This is a genomic window from Nitrosospira sp. Nsp1, from assembly GCF_900100985.1.
GTDB lineage: Bacteria > Pseudomonadota > Gammaproteobacteria > Burkholderiales > Nitrosomonadaceae > Nitrosospira.
In genome coordinates, this window is the sequence record NZ_FMUF01000009.1 from 106006 (window position 1) to 132336 (window position 26331).

General features: G+C 52.8%; 19 protein-coding genes and 2 pseudogenes. 15 read left to right on the top strand and 6 right to left on the bottom strand.

Annotation, left to right across the window (positions count from 1 at the left end; genetic code table 11):
* The first annotated feature begins 391 nt into the window (after positions 1–391).
* Positions 392–664, top strand: a complete 273-nt coding sequence (locus tag BLP78_RS07730; RefSeq protein ID WP_090458137.1) for a hypothetical protein — start codon at positions 392–394, stop codon at positions 662–664.
* A 17-nt stretch (positions 665–681) separates the two neighbouring features.
* A complete protein-coding gene (locus BLP78_RS07735) occupies positions 682–1281 on the top strand; it encodes a tetratricopeptide repeat protein (RefSeq protein WP_090458139.1) in 600 nt (199 codons plus the stop codon).
* Between the two features lie 377 nt (positions 1282–1658).
* Here BLP78_RS07735 and BLP78_RS07740 read toward each other — a convergent pair whose 3' ends face one another.
* Complete coding sequence (locus BLP78_RS07740; RefSeq protein WP_090458141.1) at positions 1659–2030, bottom strand: hypothetical protein; 372 nt, start codon at positions 2028–2030, stop codon at positions 1659–1661.
* A gap of 565 nt (positions 2031–2595) precedes the next feature.
* Here BLP78_RS07740 and BLP78_RS07745 point away from each other — a divergent pair.
* From BLP78_RS07745 to BLP78_RS07770, 6 genes and pseudogenes are all read left to right on the top strand, one after another.
* On the top strand, positions 2596–3501 hold the full coding sequence (locus BLP78_RS07745) for a DMT family transporter (RefSeq protein WP_090458143.1): 906 nt from the start codon (positions 2596–2598) through the stop codon (positions 3499–3501).
* Positions 3502–3801: 300 nt separating this feature from the next.
* Positions 3802–6172 (top strand): annotated as a pseudogene (locus BLP78_RS07750) (ABC transporter ATP-binding protein).
* On the top strand, positions 6169–6642 hold the full coding sequence (locus BLP78_RS07755; RefSeq protein ID WP_025041885.1) for a cyanophycin metabolism-associated DUF1854 family protein: 474 nt from the start codon (positions 6169–6171) through the stop codon (positions 6640–6642). The pseudogene BLP78_RS07750 and the gene BLP78_RS07755 overlap by 4 nt, the downstream one beginning before the upstream one ends.
* An 861-nt stretch (positions 6643–7503) precedes the next feature.
* Positions 7504–9738 (top strand): cyanophycin synthetase, encoded by a 2235-nt coding sequence (gene cphA, locus BLP78_RS07760; protein ID WP_090458145.1) that lies wholly within the window; start codon positions 7504–7506, stop codon positions 9736–9738.
* A gap of 66 nt (positions 9739–9804) precedes the next feature.
* Positions 9805–12372 (top strand): cyanophycin synthetase, encoded by a 2568-nt coding sequence (gene cphA, locus BLP78_RS07765; protein WP_090458147.1) that lies wholly within the window; start codon positions 9805–9807, stop codon positions 12370–12372.
* 275 nt (positions 12373–12647) lie between these two features.
* The gene (locus BLP78_RS07770; protein ID WP_090458149.1) at positions 12648–12869 is read left to right on the top strand and encodes a dodecin family protein; all 222 of its coding nucleotides are present in this window, start codon (positions 12648–12650) and stop codon (positions 12867–12869) included.
* Between the two features lie 99 nt (positions 12870–12968).
* On the opposite strand, the gene clpA is transcribed toward BLP78_RS07770, so the two are convergent.
* Together clpA and clpS are read right to left on the bottom strand one after the other, a co-directional pair.
* Positions 12969–15227, bottom strand: coding sequence for an ATP-dependent Clp protease ATP-binding subunit ClpA (gene clpA / locus BLP78_RS07775; RefSeq protein ID WP_090458151.1), 2259 nt, complete (start codon positions 15225–15227; stop codon positions 12969–12971).
* Between the two features lies 1 nt (position 15228).
* Positions 15229–15537: an ATP-dependent Clp protease adapter ClpS gene (gene clpS, locus BLP78_RS07780; RefSeq protein WP_072767224.1), complete on the bottom strand. Its 309-nt coding sequence runs from the start codon at positions 15535–15537 to the stop codon at positions 15229–15231.
* 288 nt (positions 15538–15825) lie between these two features.
* On the opposite strand from clpS, the gene BLP78_RS07785 reads away from it, so the two are divergent.
* Positions 15826–16029 carry a cold-shock protein gene (locus tag BLP78_RS07785; RefSeq protein WP_004174375.1) on the top strand — a complete coding sequence of 68 codons (204 nt, stop codon included), beginning with the start codon at positions 15826–15828 and terminating at the stop codon, positions 16027–16029.
* Between the two features lie 110 nt (positions 16030–16139).
* Here the strand turns inward: BLP78_RS07785 and icd are convergent, their stop codons facing one another.
* The gene (gene icd / locus BLP78_RS07790) at positions 16140–17393 is read right to left on the bottom strand and encodes an NADP-dependent isocitrate dehydrogenase (protein WP_090458153.1); all 1254 of its coding nucleotides are present in this window, start codon (positions 17391–17393) and stop codon (positions 16140–16142) included.
* A gap of 456 nt (positions 17394–17849) precedes the next feature.
* Between icd and BLP78_RS07795 the strand changes: the two genes are divergently transcribed.
* Positions 17850–18314, top strand: a complete 465-nt coding sequence (locus BLP78_RS07795) for an NUDIX hydrolase (protein WP_090458156.1) — start codon at positions 17850–17852, stop codon at positions 18312–18314.
* 9 nt (positions 18315–18323) lie between these two features.
* Entirely contained in the window at positions 18324–19424 is a 1101-nt protein-coding gene (mnmA, locus tag BLP78_RS07800; protein ID WP_090458158.1) for a tRNA 2-thiouridine(34) synthase MnmA, read from the top strand.
* A 19-nt stretch (positions 19425–19443) separates the two neighbouring features.
* On the opposite strand, the gene BLP78_RS07805 is transcribed toward mnmA, so the two are convergent.
* Positions 19444–20052 (bottom strand): glutathione S-transferase, encoded by a 609-nt coding sequence (locus BLP78_RS07805; RefSeq protein WP_090458161.1) that lies wholly within the window; start codon positions 20050–20052, stop codon positions 19444–19446.
* Between the two features lie 291 nt (positions 20053–20343).
* On the opposite strand from BLP78_RS07805, the gene purB reads away from it, so the two are divergent.
* The 4 genes from purB to dnaJ all read left to right on the top strand — a co-directional run bounded on the left by purB (position 20344) and on the right by dnaJ (position 25839).
* Complete coding sequence (gene purB, locus BLP78_RS07810) at positions 20344–21729, top strand: adenylosuccinate lyase (protein WP_090458163.1); 1386 nt, start codon at positions 20344–20346, stop codon at positions 21727–21729.
* Positions 21730–21994: 265 nt separating this feature from the next.
* On the top strand, positions 21995–22579 hold the full coding sequence (gene grpE / locus BLP78_RS07815) for a nucleotide exchange factor GrpE (protein WP_090458164.1): 585 nt from the start codon (positions 21995–21997) through the stop codon (positions 22577–22579).
* Between the two features lie 88 nt (positions 22580–22667).
* Entirely contained in the window at positions 22668–24599 is a 1932-nt protein-coding gene (dnaK, locus tag BLP78_RS07820; protein WP_090458166.1) for a molecular chaperone DnaK, read from the top strand.
* Positions 24600–24732: 133 nt separating this feature from the next.
* The gene (dnaJ, locus tag BLP78_RS07825) at positions 24733–25839 is read left to right on the top strand and encodes a molecular chaperone DnaJ (RefSeq protein ID WP_090458168.1); all 1107 of its coding nucleotides are present in this window, start codon (positions 24733–24735) and stop codon (positions 25837–25839) included.
* A 58-nt stretch (positions 25840–25897) separates the two neighbouring features.
* Here dnaJ and BLP78_RS15995 read toward each other — a convergent pair.
* Positions 25898–26068, bottom strand: a pseudogene (locus tag BLP78_RS15995) (PEP-utilizing enzyme); the annotation flags it as partial.
* Positions 26069–26331: the final 263 nt, after the last annotated feature.

Genomic DNA, 26331 nt, shown 5'->3' on the forward strand with positions numbered 1-26331 from the left:
TTCGTGATGTGAATCTTGGATAGGCATCTTTGTGCCAAAACGAGCTATTGGTGTTTCCGCCAAAAAACTGACAGTCAGGAGCGTGGAGTGTATGTTGCCGCCCATATTCTATATGCTTTTTGCAAAAATTTAATACTGCATATAACGAATGGACAAGAGATATCCATTCGGCAAGTGCCTTTCAAAGATACCCTATACGCCGAGTTAGAGGCATACGTCGGCCCCTGACACGGCAACGTTATCCGGGAGATCTAACTGTTTGGAATGTGTCATTTTGAGACATTCCAAACAGAAAAAACGTGCTAATGGCTGCTACTCACCTGTCAGCATTAAATATCTGGACATAGGTGTTGGCTAATGTTAAGTGATCAATATATCGAGATTCAGTAAAATGAAGAATGCACTTCCAACTGGCGAGGCGCTAAGAAAGCGGGCAGAAACTCTTGGTGTGGTCATCACAAAAGATGATCCGAACGAATCGTCTGGTGCATATGAGGTTTTTAGAGCTAGAGTATCTGATGCTGAACTGCAGCGTCGCGTTATCGAGGCCGAGCGCCATCTTCAAGCACAGAAAATGTGGGTTATGGCGATTATTGCTGCCGGAGCATCAGTCGTTAGCGCTCTTGCAGCGTGGTGTGCAGTGTATATGAGATCGTTTGTGTAATTCTTTGAGGAATTGCAATGGACTATATACTCGAAAGACTTGAGAGAGCCGCAGAGCTTGAGAAGACTGGTAACTGGCAAGAAGTGCTTACCCACAGCAAGGAATGGGCTGCTGCGGAACCACATAATCTTTTTGCATGGCAAGGCATTGGAGATTCGCTTACCCAACTAGGCATGGTGGAAGAAGCAATTTCCGCATATCGCAAAGGACTGGAGGTAGCCCCTCCTCATCCAGTTGACTTCTTTGGCAGGAAGCTCTCGGCTGGTCCGTTATGGTATCGACTTGGTAACGCATATACTAAGCTGGGCGATTCGGCCAAAGCAATAGATGCGTTCAGAGAAGCCGCTCGTATTGATCCAGAAGTGGCAGAGATTTGGAACAATCTCGGCATCGCTTATACTAACGCAAACAATCCGCAGGAAGCGGCCAAGGCCTTTAAAAGCGGTGTCGCCGCTGCCCCAACCAATGTCACAATATTGACTAATCTTGGCATTGTTTACGCAAGGTGCGGTGTTGAACAGGGTGTTATCAGTGTTCACCGAATGATAAGCAGACTTGACACGCGAGCTGCGAGTACTTTCTTAAAGGATGCAGAACAAATACTTTCCAGTCGCTAGCTCGTGCAATGGCCCTCAATTCAGACAGATTAGAAATCGCGAGCAGGTAATTGCCGGTTCAGTCATGACTCCATTTCCTTCGGGATATTGTTTACCCAGTCCCTTGTCAGCAATCGCATTTACGTAATGACGATAGTATTCACTTGCCACAGGGGATCCGGACCAGAAGATCAGCGCGGCATTTTTTATGTCAGTTCCACTTGATTGATGGTGAGCGGCGATTGTTCGTGAACCTGTTGCTGCAACTGGACGATCTCAAGTGGACCAGTCAGATCGCTGTGTTGCGGATCGACTTCATCCTGACGAGGGAACAACTCGCGCCGCAATTTGGCTATTAATGTCCAACCCCTCGAAAAGGAAAAATTAGCTAGCGGTGGTTATTTTTCGTTCTTCATCATGGGTAGGCTCACATCTGTTTCGTCAAGATTCCACGCTCCAGCGGTGAACAGGCCAAGGCCAGGGAACAGGAAAAATACAGTACCAATGATGTCCGCAATCCCTGTTCCGCTCAAAGAGTGATCAATCGTTTTCTGTGCAGGGAAATACCCCGCTTTCGTACACATAATGGAAACTGACTTGTTTCTTTTTGCCTCAATCTGAGCTTTTCCCTGGTACATTTGACCATTGACCTGAAGGTTTGCATCAGGCTCCGAGCAGACGGCACTAACAGTCTGGGTTTTTGGCACAAATGCAGAGCATCCCGAAACTGCAATACTGAATGCAACAATTGTAGCAACTACTTTCTTCATACCTTTCTCCTTGTTGTTGTTCTTCCTGATTGAGAGGCGAGAAGCTGATCATTTTCTCGAGTTACTGAATAAATATCGTGATTAACCAACGGGGTAAGTTTCTGTTTCTTAAGGAGGTCCTTGAAGATCAGATATCCGACCAGACTGGATTGTAGGCTCAATGGTTAAGCAAGCAATTGGACCGAGGTACACCTATCGGTGAGTGTGGGTATTGCTGAGTTATTTGGCCCAACGAGTCATGCGGTTTATTTCCAATATTGTTTATCCATTACCCTGGATAACCACAATTTATGATGGGTTGAGTTAGCACAAGCTATTAGGCACGGGCGATGAATCGGGTTCAGGTCAACCCTCATCCACGATAAGCATTTGCCCATAGCAACGCAAAATGCATGGCGTATGGGCTTATATCTGAAGTTTTCAGGAAGCTTCCCCCGGCACTGCCTTCTCCTCCCTATAGTATTTGACAAAAACGCCCCGCCGTTCCGCTAGAGTGATAGCCTTTATTGCCGCGTTCCGGCTATAGTTTTCGTATTTGGATATCTTGCCGACAGTGGTTAACATCGTGAATCCAGCAGCACATTCTCGTAGCGGTTGGATCGCGGCTTTCTTAAGCATGTGCATCTGGACCGGCTTCATCCTGGTTACGCGTCTGGGTGGCACAGGCATGCTGACAAGCTGGGACATCGCGGCGCTGCGTTTTGGTGTCGGCGCCTGCATCGCGGTCTTTTTTTTGCCACGGATTCTGCTGCCGCCATTCAAGGTGATCGTGCTGTTCTCGCTGTTCGGCGGCATAGGTTATGCTATCGTCGTGTATGCTGCATTCCGCATAACGCCGGCTGCTCATGCTTCTGTGCTATTGCCTGGCGCACTGCCTTTTTTGACGGCGATCATTGCATGGTTATGGCTTGGGCAGAGGCCATTGAGAAAACGCCACATTGCGCTGGTCATTGTCTTTGCCGGAATCGTATTGATTGCCGTAGACTCGTTTTCTCGCGGACCGAAACTCACCCATACGCAAATTCTTGGCGACCTGCTCTTACTATGCGGTTCATCATCCTGGGCCGTCTTCACGCTGCTGCTCAGCCGCTACCCGATACGGCCGCTTGCCGCGACGGTAGCGACTACGCTGGGTAGCGCGGTAGTCTATCTGCCGATCTGGTGGTTGTTCCTGCCCAGTACGCTTGGCCAGGCACCTGTCAACGAAATTGCCGTTCAGGCAATATATCAGGGCGTAGTAGTGGTATTCCTGGCTATGCTGCTTTTTACCTTCGCGGTGAGCCGCCTTGGTTCCCAAACAGTGGCTTTGCTGATGGCTTTTGTGCCTGTCGCATCCGCGCTGGCTGCTGTGCCCATTCTGGGGGAACCGCTGTCCCTGCTGACGCTGTCGGGATTGGCGGCGGTGACTGCAGGCGCCATCCTTGGAGCACGGGAGAATCATGAAGCAGAACCAGAGCTTGAATGTAAGTAACATAACAACTTCGATAGGGCATAATCCGCTTGATCCCAACGAAGCTGATCCCAACTAGGCGCCTCCAGTCCATCAAGAATCGCCTGCAGGGAGCCCGAAATCGTCATCGATTGAATGAAGGCCGATGTTAAGGAACTGTATTGGCGACAGCGACATGCGAGGATCTGTATATCGGCCCATGGAAACGATGAGCAATGTCGCGTAGCGGCAACCCGCTTTTGAGTAAAGAAAATTTTTGGTCCATTCACCAGATTGACAACGCCACACTCCAAGTCTTTGCCGATTTTGCCTGCCGGCCACCTGCCCGGCAGGCCGCCGCTCATTCTGCCGTCCGCCTGGATTACAAGCGTTGAATCACGGCTTTACCAGGAAGAAAATGTCCTGGCCTGGCTTGAGACGGATCTTGATACCCAACTGTATTTTGCATCCGGCCTGATTGTTGTTACCAATAAACGCCTGTTAGCGACATCAGGCAGGGATACAACCTGGCAGGAATGGCCTTATCGTCCCGGATTGACGTTGGCGCGCTACGATCACGCCGGTATTGGCAGCCTTGAGCTTCTTGATGAGCATTCACTGCTTGCTCACTGGCGCTACACGCTTGGCGCGGATACTGCAGCTGGGCGCTTGATCGAGAGTTTCAACCTGCAACTCAACCATCAACTTACCGGCGAGGTTCCGTCGGCGCCTGCTCAGGCTTTCTGCCCAAAATGCCAGAGGGCGCTTGATACACCCCTATTGCCGGGGCAGGAAGAGTGCGAGGTCTGCAGCCGGGAAACCGAAACGCCGCCGTCGACCTGGACGCTGTTCCGCTTGTGGCGCTTTGCCAAACCCTATAAAGGACGATTGCTTGCCGGATTCTTGCTGACGTTGGGCAGCACGGCTGCAACGATGGTGCCGCCCTATCTGACCATGCCGCTAATGGATAATATTCTGATTCCCTATCAGAACGGCAAGCCGATTGATATTGATCTGGTCATATTTTATCTGACCGGCCTGCTGGGTGCCGCAGTTCTGGCATGGGTGTTGGGCTGGTCGCGAACATATATGCTGGCACTTGTTTCAGAGCGTATCGGCGCCGACTTGCGCACTGCCACGTACGAGCATCTCCTCAAACTTTCACATGCCTATTTCGGCGGAAAGCGCACGGGCGACCTGATGGCGCGCATCGGCTCCGAGACCGATCGCCTCAACGTTTTCATGTCGCTACACCTGCTTGATTTTTTTACTGACGTGTTGATGATCGGCATGACAGTAGCCGTCCTGGTTTCAATCAACCCCTGGCTGGCGCTGGTAACGCTGATGCCCCTGCCGATTATCGCCTGGCTGATCCATTTGGTGCGCGACAGGCTGCGAACGGGATTTGAAAAAGTCGACCGCGCCTGGGCGGAGGTTACCAGCGTGCTTGCCGATACCATCCCCGGCGTACGCGTCGTGAAGGCGTTTGCGCAGGAGAAACGCGAAGCGGCACGCTTCCGCTCGGCAAACGATCATAATCTGGAAGTCAACGACAGGGTCAACAAGGTCTGGTCATTGTTCACGCCGACCGTGACACTATTAACCGAAGTCGGTTTGCTCGTGGTGTGGGTGTTCGGCATCTGGCAGATATCCAGGGACGAAATCACGGTGGGCGTGCTTATCGCTTTTCTTGCCTACATCAGCCGTTTCTACATGCGGCTGGACTCGATGAGCCGCATTGTCTCGTTTACGCAGAAAGCAGCGGCCGGCACCAAGCGTATCTTCGAAATCCTCGATCACGTTTCCAGCGTGCCGGATCCTGCGCATCCCGTGCATTTACCCATCGTTGAAGGTCGGATCGAGTTATGCAATGTTGGATTCCTTGTGCTGAGCGAACCTGATGGCAGCAATTGATATGATCGTTGAAGGTCGGATCGAGTTATGCAATGTTGGATTCCGTTATGGTACCCGCACCGTGACACAGGATATCAGCCTCACCATTGCGCCGGGCGAAATGATCGGTCTCGTGGGGCACAGCGGCTCAGGCAAGAGCACGCTTGTCAACCTGATCTGCCGATTTTATGATGTAACCGAAGGCGCAATTTTGCTGGACGGTGTAGACATTCGCTCCTTGCCGGTCGCCGAATACCGCCGGCACATCGGGCTCGTGCTTCAAGAGCCGTTCCTGTTTTTTGGAACCATCGCCGAGAATATTGCTTACGGCAAACCGGATGCAGACCTGGAGGAGGTCGTTGCCGCAGCCCGCGCAGCGCATGCCCATGAGTTCATCCTGCGCCTGCCGCACGGCTATGATTCCCTGGTCGGCGAGCGAGGCCAGACGCTCTCGGGGGGCGAGCGGCAGCGCATCTCGATTGCTCGCGCCCTGCTCATCGATCCTCGTATTCTCATTCTCGACGAGGCCACTTCTTCTGTCGATACAACCACCGAGAAAGAAATCCAGAAAGCGCTCGAAAATCTGGTGCGGGGCCGCACGACGATTGCGATTGCCCACCGCCTCTCTACGCTACGCGATGCTAACCGGCTCATCGTACTCGACCGCGGCAGCATCATCGAGGTCGGCAGCCACGAAGAACTTATGTCACGAAAAGGCCATTACTACAGCCTCTATGAGGCCCAGGCACGTAACATCGATACCGAGGATGACTTGCGTAGACCGAATGTCGACCGCAAAGCCGAGGATGGTCGAGAATGAACGGCAAACCTGATTATCTGTTAAGCCGTAACACGTTCGGGCGACTGGTATTTGTCGCGAACGATGGGAAGGTGCAGGAAGGCGTAGTTCCAGTACGAGCGTTTCCGATTACCGCGCCCGAGCGAGATATCGCCCTGATCGATTCGCACGGTCGCGAACTCGCCTGGATCGAGAAATTAAGCGATCTGCCGGACGAAATGCGTAAACTCGTGGAAGCGGATCTTGCGGGTCGGGAGTTCATGCCGGAAATCAGGCGTATCCATGAGGTTTCAAGTTTTGCTACGCCCAGCACTTGGTACGTGGAAACGGATCGGGGCGAAACCGCTTTCATCCTCAAGGGGGAGGAATACATTCGCAGGCTCAAGCCGCCCTCTCTGCTGGTCACGGACAGTCAGGGCATTCACTTCCTCATCCGCGACCGTTTCGCTCTGGATCATCACAGCCGAAGGATTCTGGATCGCTTCCTGTAGCCCCCGGACTACAAAAGAGATGTGTCACAAAAATGCTTTCACAGTTTGCGATAATCCGCCTCAGCATGTCTCAACTTCTCATCAAGACAGGCTGATCTTGTGTGTCGACTTTACGTCGTTGTTCTTTTCATGTTGTCCCGTTTTGGTCTCATTAGGCTCTGTATGGAATTGTCGCTGACAGGAGACATACGATAGTCATATTTCATCAACCGGTTAGTATCAATTTGAATATTATTGTCGCTGAATGGCGACAATAATAGTTTCCTTGATGGAGGCAACATATTGTTTAATAAGATTAATTAAAGCTGGTATGATGAATGCTTTATTCTTTATCGGGTTACCAATCCATAACGGACAATAATTGGGCAATAACCGGGCGCCATAAACGATAAGGTAAATTCACGAGACTTTTCCACTTTGGAAGTGCCGATCGCAAGACGCACATGGCACAATCGAGTTCCCCAAAATCGTCAAGCCGATACGCCACGAGATAGCGGCATCAGCTATCAATAAAAAACCTGAGTCATGCCTGCTATCGTGCAGGCTGCCTCGAGCTGAGCGAGAGCATCCGGATGAACGACCGAGGATCTGAAACCTTTTTGCAGCAGACTTTGAACCTGAATCCGGTAGTTGACCGCTCATTCTTCAGCTCGTTGGTCAGCCCATTTGTCAACCAAGCGCTATAACCGAAAAGGATTTTTCATGCCCTGTGAGCTTGACCTTTCTGGTGAGCTCACTCCATCCCGTCCAACTGCCGGATTCTGGTTGAAGCATGCAGCAGCGCTGGACTGCTTAGCTGTAAACCGATTTCCGTCAGCCGCGTTAGTCCGGATTTAACTTACTCTTTCGAGAATCCTATTTATGCTGGCGTACGCGGATACAAATACCGATTGTGCAAACAGGGACATTAAATTTCTTGAGGTTCGCCACCTGAATGGGCCTAACATCTGGACGCTTCGCCCGGTGCTCGAGGCTATTGTTGATATCGGAGATCTGGAGGATTTTCCGTCAAATACCATCCCCGGTTTTTACGAGCGCCTTTCTTCCTGGCTTCCTTCGCTGATCGAGCACCGCTGCAGCTATGGAGAGCGCGGTGGATTCCTGCGCCGACTCAAGGACGGCACCTGGACCGGCCACATTCTCGAGCATGTTACGCTTGAACTGCAAAACCTCGCGGGCATGCACGGCGGCTTTGGCAGAGCCAGAGAAACTTCCTTGCGTGGCGTTTATAAGGTTGCCGTCAGCGCCTGGCATGAGAATATCGCGCGTAGCGCTCTGTCGGAGGCGCGTGAGTTGGTGCTGGCGGCAATGGGACACTTGCAGCCCAACGGCCAACCCTATAACGTCAAGGATTCCATCGAGCGCCTGCGCGACATGGTGGATTCACTCTGGCTGGGGCCATCTACCGCCTGTATCGTCGAGGCTGCTGCCATCCGCAACATTCCCGCCATCCGCCTTCTCGCCAAGGGAAATCTCGTGCAACTCGGCTATGGCGCTCGAAGCCAGCGTATATGGACAGCCGAGACCGATCTCACGCCGGCCATTGCCGAAAGCATCTCGCGGGACAAGGACCTGACCAAGGTGTTGCTTCAGTCCTGCGGCGTTTCAGTCCCTGACGGGCGCAGTGTTCATAGTGCGGAAGACGCATGGGCAGCCGCCCAGGACATAGGTCTGCCGGTCGTGGTCAAGCCCAGCGATGGCAATCATGGACGTGGCGTTTTTATTGAGCTGAGCAGGCAGGAAGAAGTCGAGTCCGCTTATCGCGCTGCTTTGGAAGAAGGTGACGGCGTATTGGTCGAACGTTATGTTCCGGGTACGGAACACCGCTTGCTGGTGGTTGGCGGACGCCTCGTGGCGGCCAGCCGAGGCGATTCGGTCTCAGTGATCGGCGATGGTAGATCAACCATTGACGAGTTGATACGCCACCAGATCAATTCAGATCCGCGCCGCGGGACAAGCGAAGACCATCCCTTGAATCCGGTCAGCATCGATGGCGTAACGATGATGGAAATCACCCGCCAGGGCTTTACCATCAATTCAATACCGCAAGCCGGTCTTGAAGTTCTGATTCAGCGTAATGGCAATCATGCTTTTGATGTGACTGACGAAGTACATCCCAGCATCGCTGCGGCTGCTTCACTTGCGGCCCGCATCGTCGGGCTGGATATTGCCGGCGTCGATCTCGTTGCCAGGGATATTTCCCGTCCACTTGCCGAACAGGGAGGGGCGATTGTCGAGGTCAATGCCGGGCCCGGTTTGCTGATGCACATCAAACCTGTCATCGGTACGCCGCGCCCCGTTGGCGAAGCTATCGTCGAGCATCTCTTCCCCAACCAGGGAGACGGCCGGGTTCCGGTCGTCGGCATTACTGGCAGCTATGGTAAAACCACAGTGGCGCACCTTATCGCTCATCTACTCGCGTTGTCCGGCAAACATACGGGACTGGCATGCAGCGATGGGTTTTACCTCGACCGCAGGCAAGTCCATAAGGGCGATCATGCTAAATGGAAGACGGCTAACAACATCCTGACGAATCGTTCGATAGAAGCCGCGGTTTTTGAAAATGGTAGCGATAGCATTCTGGGTGAGGGTCTGGCCTACGACGGATGTCATGTAGGTATCATTACCAATGTCGAGCTGAAACGGCACTATGGGCGGCACTATATCGAAACCGCCAAGCAGGTTTTCGATGTACTGCGCACTCAAGTGGATGTGGTGTTGCCCACGGGTGCTGCGGTACTCAACGCCAGGGAGGCAATGTTGGTTGAAATGGCTGCACTGTGCAACGGCGAGGTCATTTACTTCAGCCTCGATCCTGAGTTGCCTGTTATCAGGAAACATTGTTTAGCCGATACGGCGGAGATAAAAGGCGCACAGGCCAAGCGGGCCGTGATAGTTCGAGATGGTAAAATTCTGCTCGTTACCGGTTCCAGCGAGTTGGTGCTGGGGAAGGTAGCGGATGTTCCGCTTACCCAAGGCGGCCATGCCGTTCCGGAAGTCGAGAATGTCCTGGCGGCGGTGGGCGCTGCGTGGGCGCTCGGTATCGAACCGGCTCTCATACGTGTTGGGATTGAAAATTTCGCGAGCATCCAATAAGACATGGAAATCAGATGCATATCAGCAGCACCTCCGGATGAGCAAGAAGCACCAGGAGAACTTTCAATGAAAGTATCGTCTATCCGCGCATTGCGTGGGCCTAATTTGTGGAGTCGCCACACAGCCATAGAAGCAATAGTTTCTTGCGGTGAAACCGGATCTCTCGTAGAAACCAGAGGCTTCATGACACGGCTGCGCGACCGATTTCCGCAAATCGATTTGCTCCAGCCAGCATTCCAGCCCGAAGCTGGGATCATGGCGCATGCGCTCGGGCGCGCTGCGCTTGGCCTGCAGACACAGGCCGGTTGCCCGGTGATCTTCAGTAAAACTACTCGCACGCTGGAAGCCGGCGTTTATCAAGTCATTGTCGAGTACAGCGAAGAATCGGTAGGCAGGCTTGCCATCGAATTCGCGTTAACCTTATGCCGTGCCGCCATTGAGGATACTTTCTTCGACATCGCCGATGCCGTCGGTCGTCTTCATGAACGGTATGAAGAGATACGTTTTGGGCCGAGTACCGGCGCGATCGTCCGTGCGGCTGTGGCACGCGATATTCCTTTTCGCCGGCTGACCGATGGCAGTATGGTCCAGTTTGGCTGGGGCAGTCGCCAGCGTCGTATTCAGGCTGCGGAAACGGGGCGAACCAGCCTCGTGGCGGAATCCATTGCGCAGGATAAGGAGCTGACCAGAACGTTGCTGAGCAATGCCGGTATCCCGATTGCGGCAGGCAGACCGGTAGCGAGTGCGGAAGATGCCTGGATAGCTGCCTGTGAAATAGGCGGCCCGGTCGTTGTCAAGCCGCGGGATGGCAATCAGGGCAGGGGAGTAGGCGTGAACCTGACCAGCCGGGAACAGGTGGACGCTGCCTACGCGGTAGCGGCTGAGATCAGCGACGAGGTCCTGGTTGAGCGTTGTGTTCCCGGTAATGATTACCGCATGCTGGTGGTCGGCAATAAGTTGATCGCGGCTGCTCGGCGCGACCCTCCGCAGGTTGTCGGCGACGGCATGCACAGCATTAGCCAATTGGTTGAGCAGATAAATAGTGATCCGCGACGTGGTGAAGGTCATGCGAACGCACTGACTAAAATTTATTTTGACGAAATTACGGTTGCCCAACTGGCTACCAAGGGTTTGGCTCCGGAATCCGTGCCCTCCAGAGGCGAACGCGTTGTGCTGCGCAATAACGCCAACCTGTCCACCGGGGGAACAGCCACCGATGTCACCGATGACGTTCATCCCGAGCTTGCCGCGCGCGTGGAAGCCGCTGCCCGAATGGTAGGCCTCGATATCTGTGGCGTGGATATCGTCTGCGACAGCGTGTCGAATCCGCTTGAAGAGCACGGCGCCGTAATAGAGATCAATGCTGTGCCAGGCCTTCGCATGCATTTGCAACCCTCATTTGGCACAGGGCGTGCGATAGGAGAGGCGATTATCGCCAATATGTTTAAAGACGGGGATGACGCGCGCATTCCCGTTGTGGCGGTAACGGGAACCAACGGCAAGACCACCACCGTCCGCCTGATTGCCAATATCCTCGAATGTCAGGGCATGCGTGTCGGCATGACCAGTACTGACGGTGTCTATGTTGAAGGCCAGCGCATCGATACGGGCGACTGCAGCGGCCCGAAGAGTGCAAAGAAAGTTCTTCTTCACCCCGATGTCGATGCGGCGGTTTTCGAGACGGCGCGGGGCGGCCTGCTGCGCGAGGGACTGGGTTTCGATTGTTGCCAAGTAGCTGTGGTGACCAATATCGGTGGAGGCGATCATCTTGGCCTTTCACACGTCAACACGGTAGAGGATTTGACTGCCGTCAAACGCATCGTCGTTCAAAATGTTACACCGGGTACCGGCGTCGCCGTGCTCAATGCGGCTGACCCCCTTGTGGCAAGCATGGCGGCCCACTGCCCGGGTTCGGTCACATTTTTCGCCCGTGATCCCCGCAATCCCGTGATAGTGAAACATCGGGTGCGAGGCAAGCGCGTCATTTATCTCGATGGTGATTCGATCGTCGCTTCGGAAGCGGGTGTTGAACACCGCCTGACGCTGGCGGGAATTCCTCTCACGCAGAACGGGGCCATCGTATTCCAGATCGAAAACGCAATGGCTGCCACTGGAGCGGGCTGGGCGCTTGGTCTCGACTGGGAAGTCATACGTGCCGGGTTAGCTGGTTTTGTCAGCGACACGCAAACCGCACCAGGCCGTTTCAATCTCTTCAGCCACCGGGGCGCCACGCTTATTGCAGACTACGGACACAATGCGGATGCAATCCGGGCGCTTGTGCTCGCTATCGATAAGATGCCGGCCAAGCGGCGCTCAGTCGTGATCAGCGGCGCGGGCGATCGCCGCGACGAGGACATCCGTCAACAGACCAAGATTCTCGGTGATGCTTTTGACGAGGTGGTGCTTTATCAGGACAAGTGTCAAAGAGGCCGAGCCGATGGGGAAGTGCTGAGCCTGTTGCGGCAGGGTCTGAAGAATGCGAAGCGTGCCCGCGACGTCAAGGAGATTCGCGGCGAGTTTGTGGCGATCGATACTGCCTTTGCCAACCTGCAAGCCGGAGAGTTATGCCTTATTCTCATCGACCAGGTGGATGAAGCACTGGGATATATTACCCAGCGCGTAGTTGCCGGCTGACAAGCGGCGCTGGCGCACCGGCTGTGCTTGAGAGCAGCGCTACTGAATCGCAGATATGATATCGTTATCAACCTGTAACGCGCAAACGCCTCCGCAGGACTGATCAAGTGCCGCCGATCAGGTTTATACAGGCTGCGGTTGATATCATCTCTCGGTAACCGAGCATGGATTTGCAATCCACCGAGGTTAGCCATAAACTGAAATTCGCGTTGAGATTGCTGCGCTGAGTTCGCTCGGCAACCTTTTTTATTGCTTACCCTGGAAGGAGAAAAATCATGTCGGGAGATAGTATCTATCGAATTACAGAGATAATCGGAACCAGCCAGACCTCATGGGAGGACGCAGCCAGAAATGCCGTCGAGACGGCGTCAAAAACATTGCGCGACCTGAGGGTTGCGGAAATAGTGAAGCTGGATATGGTAATCGAGGATGGCAAGGTCGCTGCGTATCGTGCAAGAGTGAATCTGTCTTTCAAGTATGAAACCGAAGGTAAGTAACTGTTGTTCGGCCAAACTTCAGACTACCCAGGCATTACCGACGCAAAAAAGGCGCTGATCGCGCCTTTTTTGTTTTTACTGCGTTGATGAGATCAATGCTTATACAGCAGCGGCGGCTTCTTCCTCAAACTGAAGTTTCACCTTGTTATCGGCACCGATATCCACCGTCACTTTGCCACCGTTGGCCAGACGTCCGAATAGTAGCTCATCCGCCAGGGCGCTGCGAATAGTGTCCTGAATGAGCCGGGCCATGGGGCGGGCGCCCATCAGAGGATCAGCGCCGTTTTTGGCGAGGTATTCTCTCAGCGCATCGGTAAATATCGCCTCCACTTTCTTCTCGTGCAGCTGTGTTTCAAGCTGCATCAGGAATTTATCCACCACACGCAGAATCACGTCCGTATTCAGGGATGCAAAGGAAATGATCGCATCCAGCCGGTTGCGGAATTCAGGCGTAAACATGCGTTTGATATCAGCCATCTCATCGCCTGCCTGCGCACCTGTGGTGAAGCCCATGGAGGCCTTGCTGAGCGCTTCGGCGCCCGCATTCGTGGTCATGATAATTACCACGTTGCGGAAATCCGCCTTGCGGCCATTATTGTCGGTCAACGTGCCGTGATCCATCACCTGCAGCAGGATATTGAAAATATCCGGGTGCGCCTTTTCAATTTCATCCAGTAGCAGTACCGAATAAGGCTGCTTGATGATGGCCTCGGTAAGTAAACCGCCCTGGTCGAAACCGACATATCCCGGCGGGGCGCCGATCAGGCGTGAAACAGCATGCCGCTCCATGTATTCAGACATGTCGAAGCGGTGAAGATGAATGCCCAATGCATAAGCTAGCTGCCGTGCGACTTCGGTTTTGCCAACGCCGGTAGGGCCGGAAAAAAGAAATGAGCCAACGGGCTTTTGTGGATTGCCCAAGCCGCTTCTTGCCATCTTTATTGCCGCTGTCAGCGCGTTGATGGCCTTGTCCTGACCAAATACCACTGCTTTCAGATCTCGATCCAGCACTTTTAGCGTGCTCCGGTCATCGCTGGAGACATTTTGTGCCGGGATTCGCGCAATTTTGGCAATGATGTTTTCGATCTCATGTTTGCTGATTACCTTGCGCTGCTTCGACTTCGGCAGAATACGCTGCGCTGCACCGGCTTCGTCGATGACATCTATCGCCTTGTCCGGCAAATGCCGGTCATTAATGAAGCGCGCCGATAATTCTGCCGCCGTGGTAAGCGCAATGGCCGTATATTTGACACCATGGTGCGCCTCATAACGGGCTTTCAGGCCGCGTAATATGGAGACCGTTTCTTCCACGCTGGGTTCGAGTACGTCGATTTTCTGGAAGCGACGCGATAGGGCATGGTCTTTTTCAAAAATTCCCCGGTATTCGCTGTAAGTCGTTGCGCCGATACATTTCAGCTGACCGGTATTAAGTATCGGTTTAAGAAGATTGGAAGCGTCCAGCGTACCGCCGGAAGCGGCCCCCGCACCGATCAACGTATGAATCTCATCAATGAAAAGAATGGCGTTGGAACTGTCGAGTAGCTGCTTCAACACCGCCTTCAGGCGCTGTTCGAAGTCCCCCCGGTATTTAGTCCCGGCCAGCAGTGCGCCCATATCGAGCGCATAAACCTGATGATGCGCAAGAATTTCGGGAACATCATTTTCGATAATCCGCCTTGCCAGCCCCTCAGCGATAGCGGTCTTGCCTACGCCCGCTTCACCCACCAGCAACGGATTATTTTTGCGGCGGCGGCATAGCGTCTGTATCAGGCGTTCCAGCTCCCGCTCACGTCCAATCAACGGATCGATCTTGCCCGCCAGCGCGAGTGAGTTGAGATTTACCGCGTAACTTTCCAGTGCGCCGCCCGCACTCATTTCCTGGTCTGTATCGCCTTCGCTTTCGGATTTCGCGGGACTTCCCTGGGATACCTTGCTGATGCCATGAGAAATATAATTCACTACATCGAGACGGGTGATGCCTTTCTGATGAAGAAAATAAACCGCGTGGGAATCCTTCTCTCCAAATATCGCTACTAGCACGTTGGCGCCGGTGACTTCTTTTTTCCCGGAAGACTGGACATGCAGAATCGCGCGCTGGATCACGCGCTGAAAACCTAGCGTAGGCTGTGTATCCACTTCGCCGCTGCCGCCCACGGTAGGTGTGTTCTCCGTAACGTGCTCTGTCAGCAGTCGACGCAAATCGTCCATATCCACCGAGCAGGCGCGCAGCACTTCCGCGGCGGTCGGATTGTCGAGCAGCGCCAATAACAAGTGCTCGACCGTTATGAACTCATGCCGCTTCTGTCGCGACTCGACAAACGCCATGTGTAAACTTACTTCCAACTCTTGGGCAATCATTTTACGTCTCCTCCATCACGCACCTTAGCGGATGTTGATGCTGCCTCGCAAATGCGACCACCTGCTCAACCTTGGTGGTAGCCACATCATTGGGATAAACTCCACATATTCCCGCTCCATCCATATGTACTTTGAGCATGATTTGGGTTGCCTGTTCTCGATTCTTTGAAAAAAAAGTCTGCAACACGGCCACCACGAAATCCATAGGCGTGAAATCATCATTCAGCAAAATCACCTTGAACATTGGCGGTGGTTTGAGTTTACTCTTTTTAGCCTCCAGTACAACATCTCCATGATTCCCTGCTTTCATGTCTCCAGTCTCGCTATTCATCAGTTAGAGCGAAATGGGCAAATCTCTGCCTCTTAATATAATATTTGACCATTACACCGAAATATTCAAGTACCCTCAGAAAATTATTCTGTTGCATTTCTATAAAATAAGTGGATTAAGCACTTGACTTGAATACTAGAGTTGCGTAAAACTGCTCTTGGCGTTTGGCTTCAAGTTCTCTGCAGTACCGGTTACAGCCGTTTTGCGGTCTTGAAACTCAAACAGTGTTCGGGTTTCCGGCCCGGTTTTTTTATATAGGAAGCAAAAATGGCAACTGGTACAGTAAAGTGGTTCAACGATTCAAAAGGTTTTGGTTTCATTACACCGGATGATGGTAGCGAAGATCTATTCGCTCACTTCTCCGCAATCAATATGTCCGGATTCAAAACTCTTAAAGAAGGTCAAAAAGTAAGTTTTGAGGTTACTCAAGGTCCGAAGGGCAAACAAGCTTCAAATATTCAGTCTGCTTAACGTTTGACGATTCCAGGCTGACGTGGTTAGCCGCGATCATGCTGTAATCCAATACAAAATTATATAAAGCCCCTTGCCGGAAATCGCCAAGGGGCTTTTTTAATCATGAGCTACGCCGGCATGTGCTCAATCAGCGCCCGGCCGAACCCCGAACACGAAACCTTCTGCGCATGGGTCATCTGACGCGCAAAGTCATAAGTCACAATTTTATCCTGGATCGTTTTTTCAATCGCCTCGATAATCAGATCCGCCGCCTCGATCCAGCCCATGTGCCTCAGCATCATTTCCGCGGATAGTATGATGGAACCCGGATTAACCTGATCCTTGCCAGCATATTTTGGCGCAGTGCCATGCGTTGCCTCGAAAATTGCAATCGAATCGCTGAGGTTCGCCCCGGGGGCTATGCCGATACCACCCACCTGCGCCGCCAACGCGTCAGAAATATAGTCGCCGTTCAGGTTCAGCGTGGCGATTACATCGTATTCCTCCGGACGCAGCAAAATCTGTTGCAAAAAAGCATCCGCGATCACGTCCTTGATTATGACGCCTCCTTTGTCCTCCGGCAGCTTCATCCACGGGCCGCCGTCGAGCAGGCTGGCGTTGAATTCTCTGGAAGCCAGTTCATAGCCCCAATTTTTGAAGGCGCCCTCGGTGTATTTCATTATATTACCCTTGTGCACCAGTGTCACAGAGTGGCGCTTGTTGTCAATTGCGTACTGTATTGCCTTGCGTACCAGCCGCTCAGTGCCTTCCCTGGAAACGGGCTTGATACCGATTCCCGATGTTTGCGGGAAGCGTATTTTGGTTACATCCATTTCCGCCGTTAAAAAATTAATTATCTTTTTCGCATTTTCCGACTCGGCTTCCCATTCAATACCTGCATAAATGTCTTCCGAATTTTCACGGAAAATTATCATATCGGTTTTTTCCGGATTCTTTAACGGGCTGGGTACCCCCTGAAAATAGCGTACAGGACGCAGGCATAGATATAAATCAAGTTCCTGCCGCAAAGCGACGTTGATGGAGCGAATACCCCCGCCTACCGGGGTGGTTAGCGGTCCCTTGATGGAAACCGCATATTCCGCCGCGGCTTGCAATGTTTCATCTGGCAGCCAGACGTTTTCACCATAAATACGAGTGGCTTTTTCGCCAGCATAAATCTCCATCCACGTAATCTTGCGCTTTCCGCCATAAGCACGACTCACTGCAGCATCCACCACTTCCTTCATTACCGGCGTTATATCCACGCCGATACCATCGCCCTCTATATAGGGAATAATGGGGTTATCCGGCACACTCAGGGAAAAATCAGCATTTATGCGGATTTTCGTGCCTTCGGCTGGCGGCTTGATGTGCTGGTACATGGTTTCTCCAATATGAGTGTTCGGTGATGGTAGCGGTTAGCGGTGGAGTTTGTCGTAGACAGTAAACGAGTAAACGGAAAACTGGCTAACTGGCTAGTCAAACCCCTACATTTTACCCGGATTTGGAAGAGAAGCGCTAACATGCTTTATTCCGTCTGGAACTGGGAATCGATGCTACCAGGCAAACGTGAGAAAGCATGCGGATTGCAGCGCTGAGTCGCCCGTCTTATCTCGGCCGGATATGCTGGCGACATCGGTATCAGTCCAATTTCACAGAAAACGATTTCTCGGAAAAATCGTTAACGGCGATATTTCCCAACCTATGTAAAAATAGCCAGGCTCGTCGGAGAACAGTGCCCATCCCACTTGCTGTTTCTTTCCCCTGATCAGGGCGCTAGAATGCCGGCTGCGATATATCCTTGTATCCGATTTTTCCAATAAACGAAGTTAAAGATTATGATCTGGAAACCCAACGTCACCGTTGCAGCAGTCATCGAAAGAGAAGGAAAGTACCTGCTTGTCGAGGAACAAACGGGTAGCGGTTTACTGTTTAACCAACCGGCGGGCCACCTGGAGCCGGGTGAATCGATCATTCAGGGCGCAATTCGGGAAACCCTGGAGGAAACGGGCTACACGTTTGTCCCGCAATCGGTCCTGGGTATCTATCACTGGCACTCCGAAACGGACAACATTACCTTCATTCGTTTTGCTTTTAACGGTTCCGTCATCGATTTTGATCCGGATCGGGTATTAGACACGGGTATAGTGCGCGCGGGGTGGTTCGGCATCGAGGAAATCCGCGAGACGACCTATTGCCATCGCAGTCCGTTAGTAATGAAATGCATCGAAGACCATGTGGCCGGAAAGCATTATCCACTGGAAATCCTTTCACACGCATACGCGTCCGACTGCCGGGTTTAGGTTTAAACCATGAGCAAAACGCGCGTAGTCGTTGGCATGTCTGGCGGGGTTGATTCATCTGTCGCCGCTTTGCTGTTGAAACAGCAGGGTTACGACGTAGTCGGCCTCTTCATGAAGAATTGGGAAGATGACGACACCGACCAATACTGTTCGTCCCGCCAGGATTTGATCGATGCCGCATCGGTTGCGGATATCATCGGGATCCCGCTGGAAGCGGTAAATTTTTCGGTCGAGTACAAGGAGCGGGTATTCAGCCACTTCCTGGCGGAATACCAGGCCGGGAGAACGCCCAATCCGGATGTGTTATGTAACGCCGAGATCAAGTTCAAGGCATTTCTTGAACACGCCGCCGGGCTCGGCGCCGACTTTATCGCTACCGGTCATTATGCCCAGGTGCAAGAAAAAAACGGAATGTTCCAGTTGTTGAAAGGTGAAGACGGAACCAAGGATCAGAGCTATTTTCTCTATCGTTTGAACCAGGCGCAATTATCCCGGACCCTGTTTCCTATCGGGCATCTTTACAAGCGCGACGTACGCAAGATCGCCAGAGATTACAAATTACCCAATTTTTCCAAGAAAGACAGCACCGGGATTTGTTTTATCGGTGAACGGCCTTTCAGGGAGTTTCTCCATCGCTACTTGCCGCATGAGCCGGGCGAGATAAAAACGCCGGCTGGCAACGTCATGGGCGAGCATACCGGCTTGATGTACTACACCATCGGCCAGCGGCAGGGGCTGGGCATTGGCGGAACAAGAGAGGGCGGTGGCGAACCCTGGTTCGTTGCGAACAAGGATATGGCGCGAAATGTCCTGATCGTGGTGCAGGGGCACGATCATCCTGATTTATTCAAGCCCTCGCTTACCGCGGCCGAACTGACATGGATAAGCGGCCATGCGCCCCATTGCAACTGGGTTTATGCCGCCAAGACCCGTTATCGCCAGGCGGATGCCCCGTGTGCGATCGCTTATGTTGATCACAGCAAATGCGAAATCGAGTTTGCTCAGCCGCAGTGGGCCGTGACACCGGGACAATCCGTGGTGGTTTATGAGAGCAAGGTATGTCTTGGGGGAGGGATAATTACAGACGATCAAGCGAGGGAAGACGAGTAAGGATTCCCTGAGCCATTTATCAGGCTACCGGGACTGTCTCCATGAAGGCGGCGCGCTTTTCCAGCCTGTCGGAAAGATCGGCAAGATTGGGAAAGGTATCGCGCCAGTCGATTTGAGGAAACCGAAAAGCCAGGTAACCCAGCGCGCATCCTAATGCAATATCGCCCAGCGTATAGACGTTCCCGTCGCACCATTTTTTATCACTCAGTTCGTGAGCAGCGGTTTCCAGGCCCCGTATCACTTTTTTCTGCTGGCGGGAAATCCACTCCACGCTTTGTTGCGCGTCATTCCGTTTACGTTCGAGGAATATCGCGGCGGCGGCGTCACAAATGCCGTCCGCTAGCGCCTCCCAGCGCTTGACCATGATTCTGCGCCGGTTGGATTCAGGAAGTAAACGGGATACTGGATTGACACTATCGAGATACTCGACAATCACGCGCGAGTCGAACAGGCTGGTGCCGTCGTCCATAATCAGCACCGGCACTTTTCCAAGCGGGTTGTGATCCGATACGTGACTATCGGCGTTCCAGGGAGCCTCCAGCTCAAAAGTATAACCGATGTGTTTTTCAGCCAGAACGATGCGCGTCTTGCGAACGTAAGGACTCGTGAGCGATCCGATAAGCTTCATGATCAGCCTTGAGGGGAATTATCAAAAGGCATTATATCGGCTTTCCGCAGCGCGGTGCATGACATAGTCCGGGCGAGTGCCTATGCCGGCAGCCTGTCGGGCTTGAAGAATCGCAGCGGAAAAGTGAACGGGTGAGGGCGGGTTTTGAGGATATTGAAGACCAGTAGTTATTTCTGTTTGGCCGAAAAAGCGGCGAGATATGAACCGTCCAGACGCTTTTGCAACCGATTTCCTTTAAGTCCGACAGGCTGCTAGAATGCCCTACCGGTGACAATAACCCGGAAACAGAACATGAATTCATCTTTTCTCACCGCACTCTCTCCCCTGGATGGGCGTTATAGCGCAAAGGTCGCAGACCTGAGGCCGTACTTCAGCGAGTTTGCGCTGATCCGGTACCGTGTCCAGTTGGAAATAGAATGGCTCAAGGCCTTGAGTAACGCACCAGGCATTGCCGAAGCGCCGCCATTTTCTCCCGCCACCATTGCACAGCTTGATGCGCTCGCGACGAATTTTTCCGAGGCCGACGCGGAAGCGGTCAAATTCATCGAGGCAAGAACCAACCACGACGTCAAGGCGGTCGAGTACTGGCTCAGAGAACGTCTGATCAAGAATGCCGAGGTCGCGCGAATCGCGCAATTCATCCATTTTGCGTGTACGTCGGAAGACATCAATAATCTTTCTCACGGATTGATGCTGATGCACAGCCGCGACAGAGTAATGTTGCCGGCGTTGGGAAAAATCATCGGCAGGCTCATACAGATGGCGCATGCAATGGCTGATACGCCCATGCTCGCCCGAACGCATGGTCAACCCGCCACCCCCACTACAGTTGGCAAGGAACTTGCCAATTTCGCATATCGCCTGCTGCGGGCGCGTGAACGGCTGGCGGGCGTGGCCATACTGGGAAAAATCAATGGCGCGGTAGGCAACTTCAACGCCCATCTCGCTTCATACCCCGCTTTCGGCTGGGAAAAATTCGCGCAGGAGTTTGTAGAAAAACTTGGCCTGAAATTCAACCCCTACACGACACAGATCGAACCGCACGACGCAATGGCGGAGTTGTTTGACGCCTATGCCCGTGTCAATACGGTACTGCTGGATTTTAATCGCGACATGTGGGGGTATATCTCTCTTGCCTACTTCAAGCAAAAAACCAGAGAAGGTGAAATTGGCTCTTCAACGATGCCGCACAAGGTCAATCCGATAGATTTCGAAAACTCCGAAGGTAATCTCGGCATCGCCAACGCCTTGTTGCGCCATTTGAGCGAGAAGCTCCCGATATCCCGTTGGCAGCGTGATCTAACGGACTCCACTGTGCTTCGCAACATGGGGGTGGCGTTGGGGCACACGTTGCTGGCATATGGTTCCTGCAGCAACGGATTGAGCAAGCTGGAAGTCAATCCGGAACGTTTGATGGAAGATCTGGAAAATGCCTGGGAGGTTTTGGCCGAACCGATCCAGACGGTAATGCGCCGCCATGGCATATCGGATTCGTATGAGCAGTTGAAAGAGTTGACTCGGGGCAAAGAGGGTATCAATAAAGAGACATTGCATAAATTTATCGATGACCTCACCCTGCCGGAAAGCGAAAAAATACGCTTACGCAAAATGATGCCACAGAATTATATTGGCGATGCCGCTGCGTTGGCCCGAAAAATCGGCATTGAAGACAGCTGATTCTTGAGTGCCGGTTTGTTTCCGATCTTCAGCTTGGCGAGTGGGTACAAGCCGAAGATACAAGGCGGGCGCAGCGTCTGTGATGCTTGCCGGTCTTTCAGCAACATGCCCAACCGAGGTCTTGCTCAGCCTGCCGTGATATTCCCCAGCAGCCTGTCGAGCTTGAAGACTCGCAGTCGATTTCCTTTAAGTCCGACAGACTGCTAGAGCTTGAAATTGAAAAAACTATCCCGATATAGTGATGAACGAAATTAGGAGAAGCGCCATGACGGAATTGAATCGACCCCAATCAGACCCGACGGAATTGACTGCAGCGACGGATGAAGCAAGCGCGTCCGAAGCCAAAGTCAACGGAGACAAGACGCTGGAACCGGCGACAGAATCGATGCCGAGTATGGAACAGTTACTGAAAAAAGCCGAGCTCGATGCGGAGGAGCATCATGATGCATGGTTGCGCGCCAAGGCGGATGCGGAAAATATAAGAAAGCGTGCGCAAATAGACATTGCCAGCGCCCATAAATATGCAGTAGAGAACTTTTCCACTGAACTGCTCGCAGTGATGGACAGCCTGGAAGCCGCATTGGCGGTGGAAAACGCGACGGTCGAGAATTTCAAGAGCGGAATGGAATTGACGCTAAAGCAACTGACTACCGTTTTCGAAAAATTCAATATCAAGGTGATCAATCCGGAAGGTGCGAAATTTGATCCACATCTGCATCAGGCTATGTGTACGGTAAATTCTGACCTTGCCCCCAATACGGTAGTACAGGTGATGCAGAAAGGTTACGTTTTGAACGACCGGGTGATTCGACCGGCATTAGTGTCTGTTTCCAAGGCCGGAGAGACTTGAAATTACATTCTTGATCCCCATTTTCTGCACAGACGAATATATCGCATAGCCGAATATTCGATACCAACTACTAACAAGGATCCAAATCATGGCAAAAATTATCGGCATTGACCTCGGTACCACCAACTCATGTGTGGCTGTCATCGAAAACGGCAAGCCCAAAGTCATAGAAAATTCAGAGGGGGCTCGTACAACGCCGTCCATTGTCGCCTATACGGAAGATGGCGAAATTCTGGTGGGTGCTTCAGCCAAACGTCAGGCGGTCACTAATCCCAAGAACACGTTATTTGCGGTGAAACGCCTGATTGGACGTCGGTTCAACGAGGAGATGGTGCAAAAGGATATCAAAATGGTGCCTTATAGCATCGTCAAGGCCGACAACAATGACGCCTGGATAGAGGTGCGCGGCAAGAAGATCGCCCCGCCGGAAATATCGGCACAAGTGTTGATAAAAATGAAAAAGACCGCGGAGGATTATCTGGGTGAACCCGTTACCGAAGCCGTTATTACCGTTCCTGCCTATTTCAACGATTCCCAGCGTCAAGCGACAAAAGACGCGGGACGCATCGCCGGCCTGGAAGTCAAGCGCATCATCAATGAACCGACTGCGGCAGCCCTGGCTTTCGGCATGGATAAAAAAGAGGGTGACCGCAAGATCGCCGTGTACGATCTGGGCGGTGGCACTTTCGATATTTCCATTATCGAAATCGCGGAAGTAGAGGGTGAGCACCAGTTTGAAGTGTTGGCCACGAACGGAGATACCTTCCTGGGCGGTGAGGATTTCGACTCGCGCATCATCGAATACCTAGTGGATGAATTCAGGAAGGAAACCGGCATAGACCTGAAAAAAGACATGCTTGCACTGCAACGTCTAAAGGATTCGGCGGAAAAAGCCAAGATTGAACTTTCATCCAGTCAGCAAACGGAGGTCAACCTGCCCTACATTACGGCGGATGCTTCGGGACCGAAACATCTCGCGGTGAGAATTACCCGGGCTAAGCTGGAAAGCCTGGTGGAAGAGTTGATCGACCGAACCATGGAACCTTGCCGGATTGCTATCAAGGACGCCGGAGTAAAGACTTCCGATATCGATGACGTTATTCTGGTGGGTGGGCAGAGCCGTATGCCCAAGGTTCAGGATAAGGTCAGGGAAATTTTCGGCAAGGAACCGCGCAAGGACGTCAATCCGGACGAAGCGGTTGCGGTCGGTGCGGCCATTCAAGGTGGTGTGTTGCAGGGTTCGGTCAAGGACGTGCTGCTGCTGGATGTTACCCCGTTATCGTTGGGCATCGAAACGCTGGGCGGTGTGATGACGAAGTTGATTCAGAAAAACACCACCATTCCGACCAAGGCGCAACAGGTATTTTCGACGGCCGAGGAAAATCAGACTGCGGTGACCATTCATGTACTGCAAGGTGAGCGCGAGATGGCGTCCGGCAACAAGAGCCTCGGTCAATTCAATCTGAGCGATATTCCGCCCTCACCGCGCGGCATGCCGCAAATCGAGGTGGCATTCGATATCGATTCAAATGGCATACTGCACGTATCCGCCAAGGATAAGGCGACGGGGAAGGAAAATAAAATCAAGATTCAGGCAAGCTCCGGCCTCTCGGATGAGGAAGTACAGCGCATGGTCAAAGATGCGGAGGCGCATGCCGAAGAGGATCATAAAACGCTGGAACTGGTCACCGCCCGCAACCAGTGTGACGCCATGATCCATTCGGTGAGAAAAACATTGAAGGAGCATGGCGAAAAACTGGATGCCGATGAAAAGTCCAAAATAGAAGATGCGCTGAAAGAGGCGGAGGATGCGCTGAAATCGGATAGCAAGGATGTCATCGAGGCCAAGACTCAGGCCCTGGCCGAGGTCTCGCATAAACTGGCGGAGAAGATGTATTCGCAGGAGCAGGGTCAGCAGGCTCAGCCGGGTGCGGAGCACGCTTCACATGGCGGGGGCGAAAAACCTGTTGAAGGCGAGGTAGTAGATGCCGAGTTTGAAGAAGTCAAGAACAAGAAATAAGTAAGCACAGAAACGTCAAAGCGCAGCAATGCGGAGAGCCATTCTTCTGCATTCTGCGTTTTGCCTATTACGGGAATAGGCAAAACAGTATCGGCTATCGTCCCCGCACTTCCGATTTTCCATTAAAACTGACATGAACAAACGCGATTACTATGAAGTTCTGGGCGTTAACCGCGACAGCAGCGAAGAGGATATAAAAAAAGCCTATCGCAGACTGGCGATGAAACATCATCCGGACCGCAATCCGGATAATCCCAAATCGGAAGAGCATTTCAAGGAGGCCAAGGAAGCCTACGAAATACTGTCGGACTCGAAGAAGCGCGCAGCATACGACCAGCATGGCCATGCCGGCGTGGATCCCAATATGGCGGGCGCGGGTGCCCAGGGATTTTCCGACGCATTCGGCGATATATTCGGCGACCTCTTCGGGGGGCGTGGAGGGCAGGCCAATGTCTATCGCGGTGCGGACCTGCGCTATAACCTGGAAATTTCGCTGGAGCAGGCGGCACGCGGTACGGAAACCAAGATCCGCATCCCGACGATGGATGCGTGCGGAACCTGCCATGGGAATGGCGCCAAGCCCGGTACTTCACCCGTTACATGCCCCACCTGCAACGGTCACGGCCAGGTCAGGATGCAGCAAGGGTTTTTCTCGATTCAGCAAACCTGCCCCAAATGCCATGGAAGCGGGAAATTTATCTCGAGCCCATGCGCTACGTGCGGCGGTTCGGGACGCGTCAAGCACCATAAGACCCTAGCGGTGAAGATTCCTGCCGGGGTGGATGAAGGCGACCGTATCCGTTTATCCGGGGAGGGTGAAGCCGGGGTCAACAATGGTCCTCCGGGGGATTTGTATGTCGTTATCCAGCTCACTCCTCATTCTGTCTTTCAGCGCGACCACAATGATCTGCACTGCGAAATGCCCATAAGCTTTACCACTGCAGCGCTCGGCGGGGAAATTGAAATTCCTACGCTCGACGGCCACGCTAAAATCAGGATTCCCGCTGAAACTCAGAGTGGAAAAATATTCCGATTACGCGGCAAGGGCATCAAAGGTGTGCGCAGCAATAACCAGGGCGATCTATTATGTCATGTGGTAGTGGAGACCCCGGTCAAGCTCACGGCGCGTCAGAGAGAGCTGTTGCAGGAACTGGAAGTGATCAATCAGGAAGATGGCCCTCGCCACAGCCCCCGTGCCAAATCATGGATGGATAAGGTGCGGGAGTTCTTTGCGGAGTAAATCCGCCGGCGGATACGAATAGCCTGACCGGGCAGGGGCTATCGCTGTACTGATCCGATCACAGGCGGCGCAACGTGCCTTGGCTTCCATCCACTTCCACCTGGTTGCCGTCGTGAAGTCGATCGAGAATGCCTGGCAGATTCACCACTGTCGGGATGCCGAATTCCCGCGCCACGATGGCGCCGGGGGAAAGGTGGCCGCCGGTCTCCATGATCAGCGCACCCGCCTTGAGGAATAAGGGCGTCTAGGCCGGGTCTGTGGAAGGGGCCACCAATACGTCACCCGCTGCCATTGCCAGTCCCTCGGCGGGACTACGGAGTCGCCCCTGAAATACCCTCCAAACCCGCACAAATATTGACGTTTGGGGTATTCAAAAAGCGTGGAATTTGCCAGAATCAGGGTTGTTACCCCCTCATTTCTGGTGAATTGAGATGAAGCCAAAGAAGCAAGCACGCAGTGGTTGTGATGATCTTTTCCGGATGCGGCTGGAAC